Consider the following 15,458-nt stretch of genomic DNA (forward strand, 5'->3'; position numbering starts at 1 on the left):
TGCGACGTCGGCCTGTTCGAGGACTGCTCGACGTTCGAAAGCGGAAAGGTCGCCGCTTTGATGGTGGCGTATCGCTGTCACCCGCTGCAGCACGAGCTCCACTCAGAACGCCACCCGCATCCCTGCATAGAACGCACGCGGCGTTGCGTTTGATCACGATCGCGCTTCCTGGCGGCGAAAGTGCACGTATGCCGCGACGGTCAGATAATTGATCACGACTGCAATCACATTCCACATGATGATGTTGCTTGAGCCAATCAACATGCCGTAGATCACCCAGAGAATTTGGAAGGTGCCCGTGATGGCTGCCATTCTGGGATTCATGCCGACGCTGGAGCGCTGTTTCAGCATCGCAATGAGATCGGGCAGAGCCGCGAAGGTTGTCCCGAGCCCCGCCGCGAAGCCGATGATTTGAGTAAGATCCATCACGCTTCCTCTCAACGCTGGCCGCGCCGCAGATGCGTACGCTTGGCGCGTCCCAAGTGCGCGTCGCCGCCCTCGCCCCAATCGATTTCGCGGTGCGTGACGTTTGATACGATGAACGAATACGAGGACGTTATAGCTTCCCCAGCCGTCTCCAGGCGCAACGGCCATGTTCGCCATGCGGCCTTGCGTGCCCGCACAGGCGGCAACGAACGCCCATTGAAGCGCGTATCGTTGCCGATGCTCAGCCTCGCCGCGGCCGCTCAGCCAACGATGAGGTTTCGCTGATTTCGTCAATCCGAGTTGCTCGACGAACCGAACGCCACGACCCGCATATGATTGCAAGTGTCGTGGCGGATTTGGCCCATCAGGCTAATGAGTCAATTTATAGCAGTGGCCGCCGCCCCTGTGCTTCACTCGCAGACGACAGGCTTCCAGCGTCGAAAATGAGCAGTCAGGTTGTCCTGTGGCCTTCGCTCCTCTCAACTGCGCACAGAAGCTGGCAGCATTGGCGGGGCCCTGAGCACAGAGAGCGAAGCCGAGCGAGAGAAGCATCATCGCGGAGATCAGCCATAGCTTAGAACCCGACATAAATTCCTCCTATGAGGTTTCGCCCCCGTCGCGAGCTCGGTTCCAAACATCGCGCGATCATCCATGAGCCGAGCGCGCTTGCTCACGTGTATATCTCTTCACTCAGGACTGCCAAAGCCTGTTGCTCGTTCGGCAAGCCTGCGAAGTCGCATGGCGCGGCGCCACATACGGCAATCCCGCTTACTCAATCGCGCCGAGACCACGAGTCTCCGATTTGTGAACACGCGAGTCCGATTAGCCGACAGGAGACTTTTTGCGCCGTGTTAAACGATAGCCGCGCAAACAAGCGCGTGTGATCAGGGGCAGCACTTCAGGTCAGCACGGGAGCGTTCAATGTCCGACCTCGTTGCGATTGTATATCCATCCGAAGCCAAAGCAGAGGAAGTTCGGCAGAAAATACTCAAGCTGCAAAAAGAGTATCTGATCACGATCAATGATGCCGTGATCGCCGTCAAGACGGGAGACTCTGTCAAGCTCAATCAGCTTGTGAACACCACGATGACGGGCGCCGCAAGCGGAAGCTTCTGGGGACTGCTGTTTGGATTGGTGTTCTTGAATCCACTTATCGGCGTGGCTCTCGGTGCCGGCGCAGGCGCGTTGGGCGGCGCGCTGACCGACTTCGGGATCAGAGATCAATTCATGAAGGATCTCGCGTCGAAGGTGAAATCGGGAGATGCTGTTCTATTCCTGCTGATCCAGAACATGACTACAGACAAGGTTCTCAATGAGATCAAGGATGCAGGAGGGCATGTTCTCAAGACCTCGCTGGACGAAAAGAAGGAGCAGCATTTGCGTGATACCCTCGCTGCTGCGGCTCAGGCAAAGGCTGCCTAGGCGTGTGAGGTCCTAGCTCGCCTCGTCCACCCGATCAGGCGGATTGTCCCCGGTCGATTGGCGCATCTTCGTCGGCGGTCAACCTGCCAGGCGCTCAGCGCGGCCGGGGAGCCGAAGACGGGTTGCGCCTGACGATGCCTGGCAGGGGGCATCAAGGGGATCGAGCGGTTCCAAGGGTCTCGAACAGCGTTTGCTGCCACCAATCGCTTTCAACCTGATCGAGAACGGCGAGATCGAGCATCGGCCGCAGTGCGCTGTTTCTGGGCAGAACGATCGCATAGCTCTCGCTGCTGAAGCTGGTCTCGACGACACGGACCGAACCGGAAAAGTCATTCCGAACCATCCAGGTCAGGAGTGGCTTGTCATGGACAAAGGCATCTATCTTGCCGGCTCCGAGTGCAGAGAGGCCGGATTGAATGTCGGGAAATGTTCGAAAGGAAAGCCGGTGACGGCCGAGGTAATCGGACGTCGCGGAGTTCGCGACCGCGCCGACACGCACGGAGCGCAGGTCGTTGAAGCCGTGAACGGCACCTTCGAGCCCTCTGCGCGTCAGTGTGGAGGTGATACCAGCGGTGAATACGGCGATCGCGATGACGGAAGCGATCATCCAACCCATTGCGACGATCCGGCCTGGGAGGGTTGCCGGAGCATTGTGGGCAGCGCCCGCCTGGGTCATGGCCATCGTCGACCACCAGAAGCTCGAGCCTAGCCCCTTGGCGCCACCGCCGAAGTGTTCCGTTTTGCGCCGCTCCAGCATCCAAATCACGAAGCCGACCGCGAGCGCGAAAGAGAGCAGCACCCCGACAGCCTGGAAGAAGCCGAAGGAAAGCAGCGCCCGCCCGATCGAGACCCACGGATTTTCATTGATCGGCACCGCTATTCCGAGCCCGGTACTGTAAAAAGGTTGAGTAAAATCGATGCTGCGTGCACGCGCCGCGGTCACTGTCACGGCGGCAACACCGGCGTCGAAGGTGCCGTTTGCGACGCCATCCAAGAGATCCGGGACGCTCTGGGTTTCGACCAGGCGAAAACGCAGGTGCTCCCGATCAGCGATCCTCTTCCAGAGCGCAATGCTGATGCCGCTCCAACTCCCGTCCGATTGCCTGATCGCAAACGGGGGTGCCGCCTTGGTCGCCACCACCAATTCCCTGTCGGGGGGCGCCCTCTCCTGGGCGTGAAGGGCATTGAGACAAAACGCAAGCATGGCCAGCGACACGAGGCATAACAAGGCGGGTCGAGCCGACGAACTCACCTGCCTGGATCGAGGGGTCAGATCCTGCCGGCTCGCGCAGTCGACGACCGTCCGGCACGAAACTTCGTTCTTCGGACGTTCGCCGTAAGCGACTAACGGAACTTGGTGGAACGAATTCACTGCAGACCTCGAGGCCCCCGATTTCCAAGCAAATCCCGATTATTTGGCAATTCCACGGAGACCTTGAGCTACCCGGCATAGGACAGGCCGTGTCCCGCAATGGGTCGGAAACCGACTTTAGCCGCGGCCGGCCTTGCGTCGGCTCCGAGCCCATGACCGAAAGCTGCTCGCTAAACGAAATCAGATACGGAACCCGTCGCCACGGTCGATCTCGTCAAACCCTACGACGAAACTCCAAGTTGAGTGAGGGATTTTCCCGATTGAAACAGGCCCTCCAACGCGTCTCATTCTCTTGATTCAGATCAAGGGCCGTGCGGATCACAACCCATGTCATTGCGACTTCGACAGAAATGTCAGATGCCAACGCCGTAAGCGGACTTGACTGGTTTTGGACGTCGGCCGGTAGGCGAAATAGCATGAGCGCAGCAGCGAATGCGACCACGACCAATGAGGTGACGCCCTGGCACGCGATACCTCAACACGAGGTCGTGGAGCGACTTGCTACCAGCTCCGAGAAGGGGCTTGCTCCGGCTGAGGCCGCGGTCCGACTTCAGAAATTTGGTCAGAACCGCCTGCCCGAAGGCAGGAAGCGCGGCTGGTTTTCGCGGCTCCTCGCACAGTTCAACAACATCCTGGTCTACGTGCTGCTCGCCGCAGGGTTCACCAAGCTGATGTTGAACCTGTGGGTCGACGCGGCAATCATCTTTGGCGTGGTCGTTCTCAACGCCTTGCTTGGCTTCATTCAGGAGGGCAAGGCGGAAAAAGCCCTGGATTCCATTCGCAACATGCTGTCCGCGGAAGCACGGACGGTGCGCGGCGGCGAGACCCGCATGATTCCTGCGGAGCAACTCGTCCCGGGGGACGTCGTGCTCCTGGAGTCAGGCGACAAGATTCCTGCGGATCTGCGACTCATCGAAGCGAAGAACCTGCGGACCGAAGAGGCGGCGCTCACCGGTGAGTCGGTGCCGGCGGAAAAGACCGTCGATGCCGTGCCCGCGAACGCGACCGTCGGGGATCGCGAAAGCATGGCATTTTCCGGCACAATGGTCGTGTCCGGCCGCGCAACCGGGATCGTCGTCTCGACCGGCAATCAGACCGAGCTCGGCCGCATCAATCAGCTCCTCGCCAGCGTCAGTCCGATCGAGACTCCGTTGCTGCGCCAGATCAAGAAATTCGGCTACGCCATCACCGGGGCAATCGGGGTGATCAGCGTCCTCATCTTCGCCTACGGCAAGTGGGTGAAGCACATCGACTTTGTGGAGCTCTTCCAGGCGGTCGTCGGCATCGCCGTATCGCTCATTCCGGAAGGACTGCCTGCGCTCATCACGATCACCCTGGCCATCGGCGTGCAGCGCATGGCCCAGCGCAACGCCATTATCCGGCGGTTGCCGGCCGTCGAAACGCTCGGCTCGGTGTCGCGGATCTGCTCGGACAAGACGGGCACGCTCACGCTCATGGAGATGATGGTGGTGTCCGCCGTCACGGCCGAGGCGACGTATCAGGTCACCGGCGACGGCTATTCTCCCGAGGGGCAAATCAAGAAGGACGGACAGCCCGCGGCTAAGGACCCGGTGCTCACGCTGATGGGGCGAGTGTCCCTGCTCTGCAACGACGCGGAGCTGTTCCAGGAGGAAGGCACCTGGAAGGTGGAGGGCGATCCGACCGAGGGCGCGCTCTATCCGTTCGCGGCCAAGCTCGGCATGGATCGGCAGCTCGAGCAGGCAGCATCTCCGCGCATCGATGCCATTCCGTTCGAATCCGAGCACAAGTTCATGGCGACGCTCCAGAGGGGAGCGAGCGGCGAGCAGGTCCTGCTCGTCAAGGGCGCCCCGGAAGTCATCCTCGAGCACTGCGATCGCCAGCAGACCGCCGACGGCCAGTCGAGCCCGCTCGACCGCGATCACTTCCTGAAACAATCGGACAGACTTGCGGCCCAAGGCGAACGTGTGCTGGCGTTCGCGTGGCTACAAAATCCGAATGTGAAGGCCGGCGGTCTCACAGCGGCCGATCTGCCAAGGACGCTCGTCCTGCTGGGCCTGATCGGCCTCCTGGATCCGCCGCGCAAAGAGGCCATCGAAGCCGTGAAGGAGTGCCAAGGTGGTGGCATCCGCGTCACCATGATCACCGGCGATCACAAGATCACCGCCGCAGCCATCGCCAAGATGCTCGGGCTTGGCGACGGAAAGACCGCGATCACCGGCGCCGAAATCGAGAACATGGACACCGCGACGCTGCAGGAACGCGTTCGCGCCGTTGACGTCTTCGCGCGCGCCAGCCCCGAACACAAGCTGCGTCTGGTGAAAGCGATCCAGGCCAACAATCAGATCGTGGCGATGACAGGCGATGGTGTGAACGACGCGCCCTCTCTCAAGAAGGCCGACATCGGGGTCGCGATGGGTATCAAAGGCACCGAGGTCACGAAGGAAGCTGCCGAAATGATCCTGGCCGACGACAATTTCGCCTCGATCTCGGCGGCGGTGAAGGAAGGGCGCACTGTCTACAACAACATCGAGAAGGCCATGCTATTCATGCTGCCGACCAACGTCGCGCAGGCGCTGGTCATTGCGGTTGCAATCTTTGTCGGGTTCACCATGCCGATCACCGCCCCGCAGGTGCTCTGGGTCAATATGGTCACCTCGGTCGCGCTCGGCCTGGTCATCTCCTTCGAGCCGCACGAGATCGATGTGATGCACCGGCCCCCGCGCGCGGTAGACCGCCCGATCGTGACCGGCTTCGGAATTTGGCGGATCATCTTCGTCGGCTTGGCGCTGCTTGCCTATACCTTGCTGGCATTCTTCTGGATGACGGCACAAGGCGCATCGGATGGGCTTGCCCGAACGGTCGCCGTCAATGCCATCACGATCGGCCAGGTCTTCTATTTGCTGAACAGCCGCTACCTGCTCGATTCGTCGCTCTCCCTGAAGGCGCACCTGGGCAACGCGTACTTGCCGCTCGGCATCATTGCCGTCGTGATCCTGCAACTGATCTTCACCTACGCGCCGCCGGTCCAGGCGTTGTTTGGCAACGAATCCATCCCGCTTTGGGTGTGGCCCTGGCTGTTTGCGGGCGGCCTGCTGTTCTTCCTCGTGGTGGAGGCAGAAAAGCTTGTCATTCGCTCGTCAAGCACCTTGCGAAAGGTTGTTGTCGCCGCGGAAGCAGGCGCGTGAGCGGATCGGGCCACGGGAGTCAGGCTTCGCGCGCAAGTTCCGCACGGGCCGCAGCCAACTCCTTCTTCTGCTCCGGGCTCACCTTGGGATATGCAAGGTCGAGCTTCTCCACGGCCTCCACGATTGCCGCGGCGACGACAAGGCGGGTGAACCACTTGTTGTCGGCCGGCACCACGTACCACGGCGCGTGCTCCGATGCAGTGGCGGCGATCGCCGCCGCGTACGAGCCCATATAGTCGTCCCAATACCTGCGCTCCTGCACGTCCGACACAGAGAATTTCCAGTTCTTCTCGGGATTGTCGAGGCGCTTCATGAAACGCTTCTTTTGCTCGTCGCGCGACAAATTCAGGAAGAACTTGAGGATGACTACGCCCTGTCGGGTCAGGTACTCCTCGAAGTGCGCGATGTCCGCAAGCCGTTCGTCCCAGATCCGCGCGCCCATGAACGCCGGCGGCAGCCTCTGCCGTTTCAGGATCTCCTCGTGAACGCGCACAACGAGGACCTCCTCGTAATAGGAACGATTGAAGATTCCGATCTGCCCACGCACCGGCAGGCGCGTGACATAGCGCCACATGAAGTCGTGCGCGAGCTCCTCTTGTGAGGGTTGCTTGAATGAAAAGACCTGGCAGCCCTGCGGATTCACCCCCGACATGACGTGTTTGATCGTGCTATCCTTGCCAGCGGCATCCATGGCCTGGAACACGAGCAGCAGCGACCAGCGGTCCTGGGCATAAAGCATGTCCTGCTCTTCTGCGAGCCAGCGCGTGCCGCGTTGGAGAAGTTCGGCGGCTTCGCCCTTTTCCATGTTCAGACCGCGCGTGTCGCCGGGGTCGAAATCCCTGAGCTGAAAGCCTTTGCCGCTCGCAATGCGGAACGGGTGGGTGTACTTCTGGATCTGGTCGAGAATTTCTTTTCTCGGCATCGAGTGTCCTCCCCTGATAAGATCAAAAGACAGAGACAATCTCGCGCTGTCTGCTCAACGGCGGCGGGCTTGACTTGCGCCTCGACAGCCTTGATGCGCCGTGACTTATCCTATCATGGGGACAGGGCTCTGTGTGTCGCGGCCTGATTGCCGCGCACCCTGCGTCGTTCGCCGCGATCGCAGCGCAATGCGAGCTCAGAACGTGACCCGCATCCCCGCGTAGAACGCGCGCGGCCTAGCTGGGCTGAGCGAACGCGGATCGGTGAATTCTGCGCCGCCATTGGCAAAGTTGGGCAGCTTCTCCCTGTCGAAGAAGGTGCCGAGAGTCGAGTAGCGGTTGTCGAAGAGGTTGTCGACACGACCGTAGATCTGGAGATTCTTGGTGACCTGGTAGGAGGTGTGGAGATTGAACACGGCATAGGACGGCAACTTCGGAAACTGGTTGGAGTCGTCGCCGACGAAATACTGGCTCGAGACAAAGAGCGCGTCGCCTCCGACCTTCCAGACGTCGGTAACAGCGTATTCGACACTGGCCTTGACGAGGTGGCTCGGCAGGCGCGGAATGTGGTTGCCCGGCAGGACCTGGATGATGCCGCCGACGGCGAAGGGGCTCTCAGAGCCGATCTGGAACGCGTCGAGGAAGCGCGCATCCAGGAACGCGTAGCTCGCCTGGAACTGGAGGACACTCGACTTGATGCTCACCTCGGCTTCAATCCCCTGCCGGCGCGTCGAGCCGACGTTCTGGAAGAAGCCGAATCCCGTTAAACCCGGACTCGCGACCGCAAGGATGTCGTTGTTGTTGGTGGCGCGGTAGGCGCCGATCTTCCAGCCGAGCGAGCCGATGTTCAATTCCCTGGTGCCGCGGAAGCCCGCTTCCACAGTTTTGGATACGACCTGCTGCAGTGACGGATCGGCGATCAGGAACTGCCCAATGATGCACGGCCTCGTCGGATCGGCGCAGCCCAGTTCGAGCGGGGTCGGCACCCGGTTGGCTTCGGAATAGCCCGCATAGGCGGTCACTTCAGACGTGATCTTGTAGGTACCGCCGATGACCGGATTGAATCGATCATAGGTATGATCGCCATTGAGCGCGGTGCCGAGCTGGTCCATCAGGGTGACACGGGCCGCATTGAAGCGCCCGCCTGCGGTCACCGCGAAGCGATCATCGACGTTGAACGTGTCGAGCGCATAGAGCCCCTGATATTGGTTGACGGTGCGGAGCGACACCGGGCCAATCGATGTCGGGTCGCCGGACTGGCCCAGGAATATGCCGCTGCCCGTGACGACATAGTTCGTGCCTATGGTGCCCAATTCGGCGCTACCGGTGAAGCGCGTGCTGCTGACGTCATAGGTCGCGCCGATCACGAAGCGGTTCTCGTGACCGAAAAGCTGGTCGCTGTTGGTCGCCTGCCCGGATACGCCAAACGTGGTCGATCTCGTGGTGGTGCGATCGATCTCGCCGAGTATGGCACCCGGCGCAAAGGGATTGACGAGCTGAGCGCCATTGAGGCCGTTCGCCGGCGCTTGGAGGCCGGTCAAAGGGTTGACGTCGCCAAAGCAAAGCAGCGTCGCATCGGCGTCGCAGGGCTGCGTATCGGTCGGGTTTCCGTCCACGGTATTTTGTCTGAAGCCCCGCAGATGCGCCGTGCCCTCGAAGGTCCAGGTCGGCGTCGCCTCCACCTTGCCGGTCAGGTTGAGATAGCCGACCTTGTTGGAAGTGGTTTGCGGCGTTGTGTACGTCGCGCCCCAATATTGCTGGAGCAATTCGGCCGGAACAGTGCTGGGTCCCGCCAGGGAATTGTTGGCGACGCCCATGTTGAGGTGGAATTCGTTGCCTTCGAAGCGATACCCGACATCGCCATAGAAGCGCCGGACGTCCGATGACGAGAAGTTGCGGAAGCCATTGTCGTGTACGCCTTCGAGCGCGCCGTAGACCGCCCAATTGTTGTCGACCTGCTTGCCCCATTGTGCGGAGCCCTGGATGCGGCCGAATGAGCCGCCCATGATGTCGATCTCGGCGCCGTGATAGTTGAAGCCGTTCTTCATCTGCAGATCGATGGCGCCGCCGAGCGCGTTGAGGCCGTATGCAGGATTATTGGTCACGACCAGCGCCGATCGGATCGCAGCCGTCGGGATCAGATCCCAATTGACGGTGTCGGAAAACGCCTCGTTGATGCGCACGCCGTTCTGGTAGACGGCGAGGCCCTGCGGCGTTCCGGCCAGAGGTGAAGCGACGAAGCCGCGAAACTGCACATCAGGCTGGAATGGATTGCCGGTCACCTCGTTGATGCTGAGACCAGGCACATACTGTTGCAAGGCGACGGCGATATCCGGCGAGCGGGTGCGGCTGATCTGGTTGGCATCGACGGCGTTGATCGCCGAAGGGACCTTGTCGACCTCGAGGCCTTTGCCGGTGCCGGTGCCCGGCGACGTCGGGTAGACGTAAAGCCGCGTCTTTGGCTTTCCGGAGCCCGCGACGACGCGTGCCGGTGCGCGCGTCGTGTGGCGTCTTGGCGCGGGCTGCGGCGCCACCACCTCGACCGCCGGCAGATTCTGGACGTTGGTGTCCTCGTCCTGCGCCGCCATACCGGCGTCAGTCCAGAGCACCAGCCCCGTCGACATCGAGGCAATCAACAATTTGCGCACGCCCATCCCCTGCCGTCCCACCCGCAAACACATTCTTTTTCTGCGGCTGCTTTCTCTCGCCGTTTGGTTGAGACGAGTGTAATCGCCGGTCGCGGTCGCGCCAGCCACAAAAGGTCGGGCGATTTCCGCGCCCATCTTCCCGACGATTCCGGGAATTTTTCCCGATCACCTGCGGCGCGATCAGGCCGCCGCTGTCGGAACCAGCGCTTCCACGGTGACGCCCCCCTCTCCGGACGCAATGTCGAGCGTGCCGCCCAACGCCAGAATCCGCTCCCGCATGCCGACCAGACCGAAGCCGAGCTTCTGGCCCGGCTCCATGCCGCGGCCATTATCGCTGACCCGCACCCGGGCACAGCCGCGGCCGTCGCGGACACCGTCGGACTGTCCGGCCGGCTCGATGAGGACATTGACCGAAGTCGCGCCGGCATGGCGGAACACGTTGGTGAGCGCCTCCTGCACGATGCGGTAGATGGTGAGGTCGGCGGTCTCGCCGGTGACCCCAAGCGCCGGCGAGATCGTGGTCTCGATCGCCACGTCGGGGTGCGATTCGCGCCAGAGCCGCGACAGCGATTCGAGCGCCTTGCGCAGGCCAAGCTCGGCGAGGCCGACGGGCCGGAGGCGCTCCAGCACGCGGCGATTGAACTGCTGTAGCGCATTGATCTGCTCCAGCATGGCGCTGCCGTGCTTGCGCACGGCCTCCGGGCTCGGCGCCCGCCCGTCCGACAGTTTCGCCAGCGCGCTCGCATGCGCGCGCAGGGAGAACAGATATGGCCCGAACTCATCGTGCAACTCGCGCGCGATCTCCTTGCGCTCCACGTCCTGCAGCGATACGGCGCGTTCGGCGAGCCGGCGCTTGTCTTCAACGGCCTGCCCCAGCGTCGCCGCGAGATGGTTGAGCTTGGCGCAGATCGCGGCGAGCTCGGGCGCGCCGCCCGGCTTGACGCGGGCGTCGTAGCGCCCGCTTTCGAGGGCGGACATGGCCTGCGCCAGCGATTGGAGCGGCTCGAGCGCGCGGCCGACCACCGTCATGGTCACCAGGAACAGCGCGAGCGCGATCACCGAGCCGACCTCGAGTTGCGTCACGATGCCGTCCCAGATCTCGGCGATCTCGTCATTCGGATGCGAGGTGATCACGAGCGAGCCGGGCTTGCCGTGGATCGAAACGGGCACGCTGACGGCGGTCTGATCGGGATGAACCAGGCTGATGAACCAGGCCGGCGGCCCGTGCGCGTCGTCTTCTGCCTCGGCCCGCGGCGGCGTGAGCGGGTTTCCGTCGGCGTCGCGCAGCGCGATGCTGACGTGGCGCAGGCGGTTGAGGTCGCGGGCGATCTGGTTCAGCTTGGCTTCGGGATCGGGCGCTTCGTTGAGATCGGCAACGATCATCTCGATGAACTCGCGCGCGAGCCGGATCACGCTCTGGTCCTCGGCCTGCACGCGCGGCCCCGCCTCCGCGACCTGGCGGGCGATGTTGACGGCGAGCCCCAGCGCAAGCAGCAGCGCCAGCAGGAGGTTGATGCGCCCGCGCAACGAGAGATTTTGCCACATAGGTGTGTCCGTGACCCGCGAAGGTTTGCCCGCGCCTGTCCGATGACGTTGACAGACCCGAAGCGCCCGATATCTAATCGCAAGCGTACAGCAATCTCGACCGGGCTGCATGGTCAGATGAGGAGCGCGCCGAAAGCAGGCGCCGTCTCTGTCCGAACCATGCGGCGCAAAAGCAGGTCGCGGCGCTGTCGCGAGGAACGCTTATGCGCATTTTGATCGTTGACGATCATCCTATCGTCGCCTCCGGCTGCCGAGCCGTGCTGGCCGACGAAGGCGAGATCGACATTTTGGAAGCCGCCGACGCCGAAAGCGGCGAGTGCGTCTTCATTGTCGAGCGTCCCGACATCTGCGTGATCGACATCAACCTGCCGACCGTCTCCGGCTTCGAGCTCGCGCGCCGCATCCTCGATCGTGCGCCCGAGGCCCGCATCATCATGTTCAGCATGAACGACGACCCTGCCTTCGCCGCGCGCGCGATCGAGTGCGGGGCCAAGGGCTACGTCTCCAAGACCGGCGACCCCGACGACCTCGTCGAGGCGATCCGCGCCGTCGGCAACGGCGGCACCTACTTGCCGAGCGCGATCGCGCGCAGCATCGCCTTTGCCGGACCTGCGCTGGCGCAAAATCCGCTGGCGAAGCTGAACGCGCGCGAGATGGAGATCCTGCGGCTGCTCAGCGCGGGAAAAAGCCTGTCCGAAATCGCCTGGCTGGTGCAATCGTCCTACAAGACGGTCGCCAACACCTCCTCGATCATGCGCCAGAAGCTCGGGGTGAAGACCTCGGTCGAACTGGTGCGGCTGGCGATCGACAGCGGCGTCGCCTGACGAAGCGAGCGCCGGCACATATCGGTCACACAAGCGTTGCAATCATCATGTGGTTAGGCGCCACGGAGTATTAGGGCATGACGATCCAGACTGTCTCGACCAACAAATCCTATGGCGGCGTGCAGGGCGTGTACCGCCATGCGAGCGCCGTCACCGGCACCGATATGGTGTTCTCGGTCTATGTTCCACCGCACCCGGATGGGGTGAAGCTGCCGGTGGTGTGGTATCTCTCCGGCCTCACCTGCACCCATGCCAACGTCACCGAAAAGGGTGAATTCCGCCGCGCCTGCGCCGAGCTCGGCCTGATCTTCGTCGCGCCCGACACCAGCCCGCGCGGGCCCGACGTGCCCGGCGATCCCAACAACGCCTATGATTTCGGTCTGGGCGCCGGCTTCTACGTCGACGCCACGCAAGAGCCGTTCGCGCGCAACTATCGGATGTGGAGCTACGTCACCGACGAGCTGCCGAAGCTCGTGGCGGAGAATTTCCCGGTCGATGCCAAGCGGCAATCGGTGATGGGCCATTCGATGGGCGGCCACGGCGCGTTGACGGTGGCGCTGCGCAATCCGCACCGCTATCGCGCGGCCAGCGCCTTCGCCCCGATCGTGGCGCCGTCGCAGGTACCGTGGGGCATCAAGGCGCTCACCGGCTATCTCGGCCCCAACAAGGACGCCTGGCGCAGCCATGACACGGTCGCGCTGATCGAGGACGGCGCGAAGTTTTCCGGCTTCATGGTCGACTATGGCGATGCCGACAATTTCCTGAAAGAGCAGCTCCGTCCCGAGCTGCTGGAGGCCGCCTGCACCAAGGCCAACATCCCGCTGACGCTGCGGCGTCAGGTGGGTTACGACCACAGCTACTACTTCATCTCCACCTTCATGAGCGACCAACTGCACTGGCACGCTGGGAAGTTGGCGGCGTAATCCTTTTCCCTCTCCCCTTGTGGGAAAAGGCGGCATAGGCGGCCTACGGCCGCCGTTCTCAAGAGAACGCCGAGGCGAAGCTTCGGCTATGGCGCCGGATGAGGGGTTCTCTCCGCGACCTCAAATGAGGGTTGGACTCGCGGAGAGAACCCCTCACCCGTCTCGCCGCTATCGCCATAGCCGACGCGAAGCATCGGCGTTCTTAAGGACGGCGGCCGTAGGCCGCCTATGCCACCCTCTCCCGCAAGGGGCGAGGGTGAAAGACCCTACTCCGGCTTCCCGTAGTTCGGCGCGAGCAGGCGGTTGCGGATCAAATAGCTCATGGCGCGGGTCCAGGATTCGTCGGTGTTGCCGCGCATGTCCGCGCTGGCAACGGTGATGAGACTGCCCGTCTTCACGTCGCGCAGGTAGATGTTCAGGTTGATGATCAGGTTGGAGACCTTCTGCACCAGGCCGGTGATCTCGAGGTCGGCGCCCAATTTGCCGGCGAGTTCGACGTCGCAGCCGCCGCAGGCCTGCAAATTGCTGCGATGGGCGGCATCCCGGACCGGCGCGATGTCGAGCAGTTGGAACCTGCCTGACTCCGCCAACTCCTTGCGCAGCTGCTCACTGATGCGACCGAGCCGTTCCTGCTCCGGCTTCGAGCCGTAGAACTCGCCGGGCAGGCTGGTGTCGAGCAGCTCGAAATCGAACACCGCGAGTTTCGGCGGATCGGCGAACGCGACCGATCCCAAGAGCAGCAGGACGACGATCGACGACAGCGCTCGCATGATCGTGATTCCAGCCCGTGCGCGCATGAGGACGAAATGCGGGGTTGCAAGCCATGCCAAATTGGTCATGCTTCCAGCAGAAACAATTCTCCACCGGCGGTCAAGCCGGGGAGAACGCGACGGAGGATACATGATCCGATGGTTGGTCGGCCTGATTGGCCTCAGTCTTGCGGCGACGCAGGCGCTGGCCGCTGACCCCATTGAGATCGGCGTCGGCTATCTCGGCGTTGCCGGCACGAAGTCGACGCTGTCGCTGGTCGAGCAGCCCGCCGAGAATGACGGTATCGCCGGCGCGCGCCTGGCGATCGAGGACAACAACACCACCGGAAAATTCCTCAACCAGCGTTTCACGCTGGAGGAGCGTCGCCTGAAGGAAGGCGAGGACCCGGTCCAGGCCGCCACCGCGCTCGCCGAGCATAACGGCTTCATCATTGCCGATCTTCCCCCCGATGCCCTGCTGAAGGTTGCCGACGCCTTGCGCGACCGCGGCACGCTGCTGTTCAACGCCGGCGCGATCGACGAGCGGCTGCGCGAGGCCGATTGCCGCACCAACGTCATCCACACCGCGCCGACGCGGTCGATGCTGGCGGACGCGCTCGGCCAGTATCTGGTGTGGAAGCGGTGGTCGCGCTGGCTGCTCGTGGTCGGCTCGCATGACGAGGACAAGCTCTATGCCGATGCACTCAGGCGCGCCGCCGCGCGGTTCGGCGCCAAGATCGTGCAGGAGCGAACGTTCGAAGACACCGGTGGCGCACGCCGCACCGATTCCGGCGTGACGCTGATCCAGCGCCAGATGCCGGTCTTTACGCAGCAGGCGCCGGCCTATGACGTGCTGGTCGCCGCCGACGAGAGCGAGGTGTTCGGCGCCTACCTGCCCTATCGCACCTGGGATCCGCGGCCCGTCGCCGGCTCGGCAGGCCTCGTGCCGCGCAGCTGGGACGCGGCGCAGGATCAGTGGGGCGCGATCCAGATGCAGAACCGCTTCATGAAGCTGAATTCGCGGCGGATGACGGCACTCGACATGCAGGCGTGGACCGCGGCGCGCATGATCGGGGAAGCGACCTCGCGCACCAATTCCGGCGACGTCAAGAAGGTCACCGATTTCATCAAGGGACCGGACTTCTCGGTCGCCGCCTTCAAGGGCACGCGGCTGACCCTGCGCGACTGGAACCTCCAACTGCGCCAGCCGATCCTCCTGGTCGACGGCCGCATGGTCGTCTCGGTCTCGCCGCAGGAAGGCTTCCTGCACCAGGTCTCGGAGCTCGATACGCTCGGCTATGACCGCCCGGAGAGCAAATGCAAGCTGAAATGAGCCTCGTGAGATGAGTTCGAACTGCCAACGCGACGAAGCTGCGCTTCCTCTCCCGCTTGCGGGGGAGGGCTGGGGTGGGGGTGTTTCCACAAGCGGTCCCCCCCAAGGGGAGAAAACCCTCACCCGCAT

General features: G+C 62.8%; 11 protein-coding genes. 5 read left to right on the top strand and 6 right to left on the bottom strand.

Features of this window, described 5'->3' with window-relative positions:
* Positions 1-153 precede the first annotated feature (153 nt).
* A complete protein-coding gene (locus K289_RS48535; RefSeq protein WP_156917872.1) occupies positions 154-720 on the bottom strand; it encodes a SemiSWEET family sugar transporter in 567 nt (188 codons plus the stop codon).
* Between the two features lie 627 nt (positions 721-1,347).
* Here K289_RS48535 and K289_RS0108435 point away from each other — a divergent pair.
* Positions 1,348-1,848: a DUF1269 domain-containing protein gene (locus K289_RS0108435; RefSeq protein ID WP_027551096.1), complete on the top strand. Its 501-nt coding sequence runs from the start codon at positions 1,348-1,350 to the stop codon at positions 1,846-1,848.
* 151 nt (positions 1,849-1,999) lie between these two features.
* Here K289_RS0108435 and K289_RS0108440 read toward each other — a convergent pair whose 3' ends face one another.
* Positions 2,000-2,986, bottom strand: a complete 987-nt coding sequence (locus K289_RS0108440) for a transporter substrate-binding domain-containing protein (protein WP_245283867.1) — start codon at positions 2,984-2,986, stop codon at positions 2,000-2,002.
* A gap of 650 nt (positions 2,987-3,636) precedes the next feature.
* Here K289_RS0108440 and K289_RS0108445 point away from each other — a divergent pair.
* Positions 3,637-6,387: an HAD-IC family P-type ATPase gene (locus tag K289_RS0108445; RefSeq protein ID WP_027551098.1), complete on the top strand. Its 2,751-nt coding sequence runs from the start codon at positions 3,637-3,639 to the stop codon at positions 6,385-6,387.
* 19 nt (positions 6,388-6,406) lie between these two features.
* Here K289_RS0108445 and K289_RS0108450 read toward each other — a convergent pair whose 3' ends face one another.
* From K289_RS0108450 to K289_RS0108460, 3 genes are all read right to left on the bottom strand, one after another.
* Positions 6,407-7,309 carry a polyphosphate kinase 2 family protein gene (locus K289_RS0108450; protein WP_027551099.1) on the bottom strand — a complete coding sequence of 301 codons (903 nt, stop codon included), beginning with the start codon at positions 7,307-7,309 and terminating at the stop codon, positions 6,407-6,409.
* A gap of 195 nt (positions 7,310-7,504) precedes the next feature.
* Positions 7,505-9,961, bottom strand: coding sequence for a TonB-dependent receptor (locus K289_RS0108455; RefSeq protein ID WP_027551100.1), 2,457 nt, complete (start codon positions 9,959-9,961; stop codon positions 7,505-7,507).
* A gap of 174 nt (positions 9,962-10,135) precedes the next feature.
* Positions 10,136-11,500 carry a histidine kinase gene (locus K289_RS0108460; protein ID WP_027551101.1) on the bottom strand — a complete coding sequence of 455 codons (1,365 nt, stop codon included), beginning with the start codon at positions 11,498-11,500 and terminating at the stop codon, positions 10,136-10,138.
* 203 nt (positions 11,501-11,703) lie between these two features.
* Between K289_RS0108460 and K289_RS0108465 the strand changes: the two genes are divergently transcribed.
* Positions 11,704-12,324: a response regulator transcription factor gene (locus K289_RS0108465; protein WP_027551102.1), complete on the top strand. Its 621-nt coding sequence runs from the start codon at positions 11,704-11,706 to the stop codon at positions 12,322-12,324.
* 77 nt (positions 12,325-12,401) lie between these two features.
* Positions 12,402-13,247 carry an S-formylglutathione hydrolase gene (gene fghA / locus K289_RS0108470; protein ID WP_027551103.1) on the top strand — a complete coding sequence of 282 codons (846 nt, stop codon included), beginning with the start codon at positions 12,402-12,404 and terminating at the stop codon, positions 13,245-13,247.
* 266 nt (positions 13,248-13,513) lie between these two features.
* On the opposite strand, the gene K289_RS0108475 is transcribed toward fghA, so the two are convergent.
* Positions 13,514-14,017 carry a DUF3280 domain-containing protein gene (locus K289_RS0108475; RefSeq protein WP_035684349.1) on the bottom strand — a complete coding sequence of 168 codons (504 nt, stop codon included), beginning with the start codon at positions 14,015-14,017 and terminating at the stop codon, positions 13,514-13,516.
* 130 nt (positions 14,018-14,147) lie between these two features.
* Here K289_RS0108475 and K289_RS0108480 point away from each other — a divergent pair, with 130 nt between their 5' ends.
* Positions 14,148-15,329 (top strand): ABC transporter substrate-binding protein, encoded by a 1,182-nt coding sequence (locus K289_RS0108480; RefSeq protein ID WP_027551105.1) that lies wholly within the window; start codon positions 14,148-14,150, stop codon positions 15,327-15,329.
* Positions 15,330-15,458: the final 129 nt, after the last annotated feature.

The organism is Bradyrhizobium sp. Cp5.3, from assembly GCF_000426265.1.
Taxonomy (GTDB): Bacteria; Pseudomonadota; Alphaproteobacteria; order Rhizobiales; family Xanthobacteraceae; genus Bradyrhizobium; species Bradyrhizobium neotropicale.

Excerpts from the sequence above, each read along its gene's own strand:
- K289_RS0108435 (WP_027551096.1), top strand. The coding sequence starts at position 1,348 with ATGTCCGACCTCGTTGCGATTGTATATCCATCCGAAGCCAAAGCAGAG.
- K289_RS0108445 (WP_027551098.1), top strand. The coding sequence starts at position 3,637 with ATGAGCGCAGCAGCGAATGCGACCACGACCAATGAGGTGACGCCCTGG.
- K289_RS0108450 (WP_027551099.1), bottom strand. The coding sequence starts at position 7,309 with ATGCCGAGAAAAGAAATTCTCGACCAGATCCAGAAGTACACCCACCCG.
- K289_RS0108455 (WP_027551100.1), bottom strand. The coding sequence starts at position 9,961 with ATGGGCGTGCGCAAATTGTTGATTGCCTCGATGTCGACGGGGCTGGTG.
- K289_RS0108460 (WP_027551101.1), bottom strand. The coding sequence starts at position 11,500 with ATGTGGCAAAATCTCTCGTTGCGCGGGCGCATCAACCTCCTGCTGGCG.
- K289_RS0108465 (WP_027551102.1), top strand. The coding sequence starts at position 11,704 with ATGCGCATTTTGATCGTTGACGATCATCCTATCGTCGCCTCCGGCTGC.
- fghA (WP_027551103.1), top strand. The coding sequence starts at position 12,402 with ATGACGATCCAGACTGTCTCGACCAACAAATCCTATGGCGGCGTGCAG.
- K289_RS0108475 (WP_035684349.1), bottom strand. The coding sequence starts at position 14,017 with ATGCGAGCGCTGTCGTCGATCGTCGTCCTGCTGCTCTTGGGATCGGTC.
- K289_RS0108480 (WP_027551105.1), top strand. The coding sequence starts at position 14,148 with ATGATCCGATGGTTGGTCGGCCTGATTGGCCTCAGTCTTGCGGCGACG.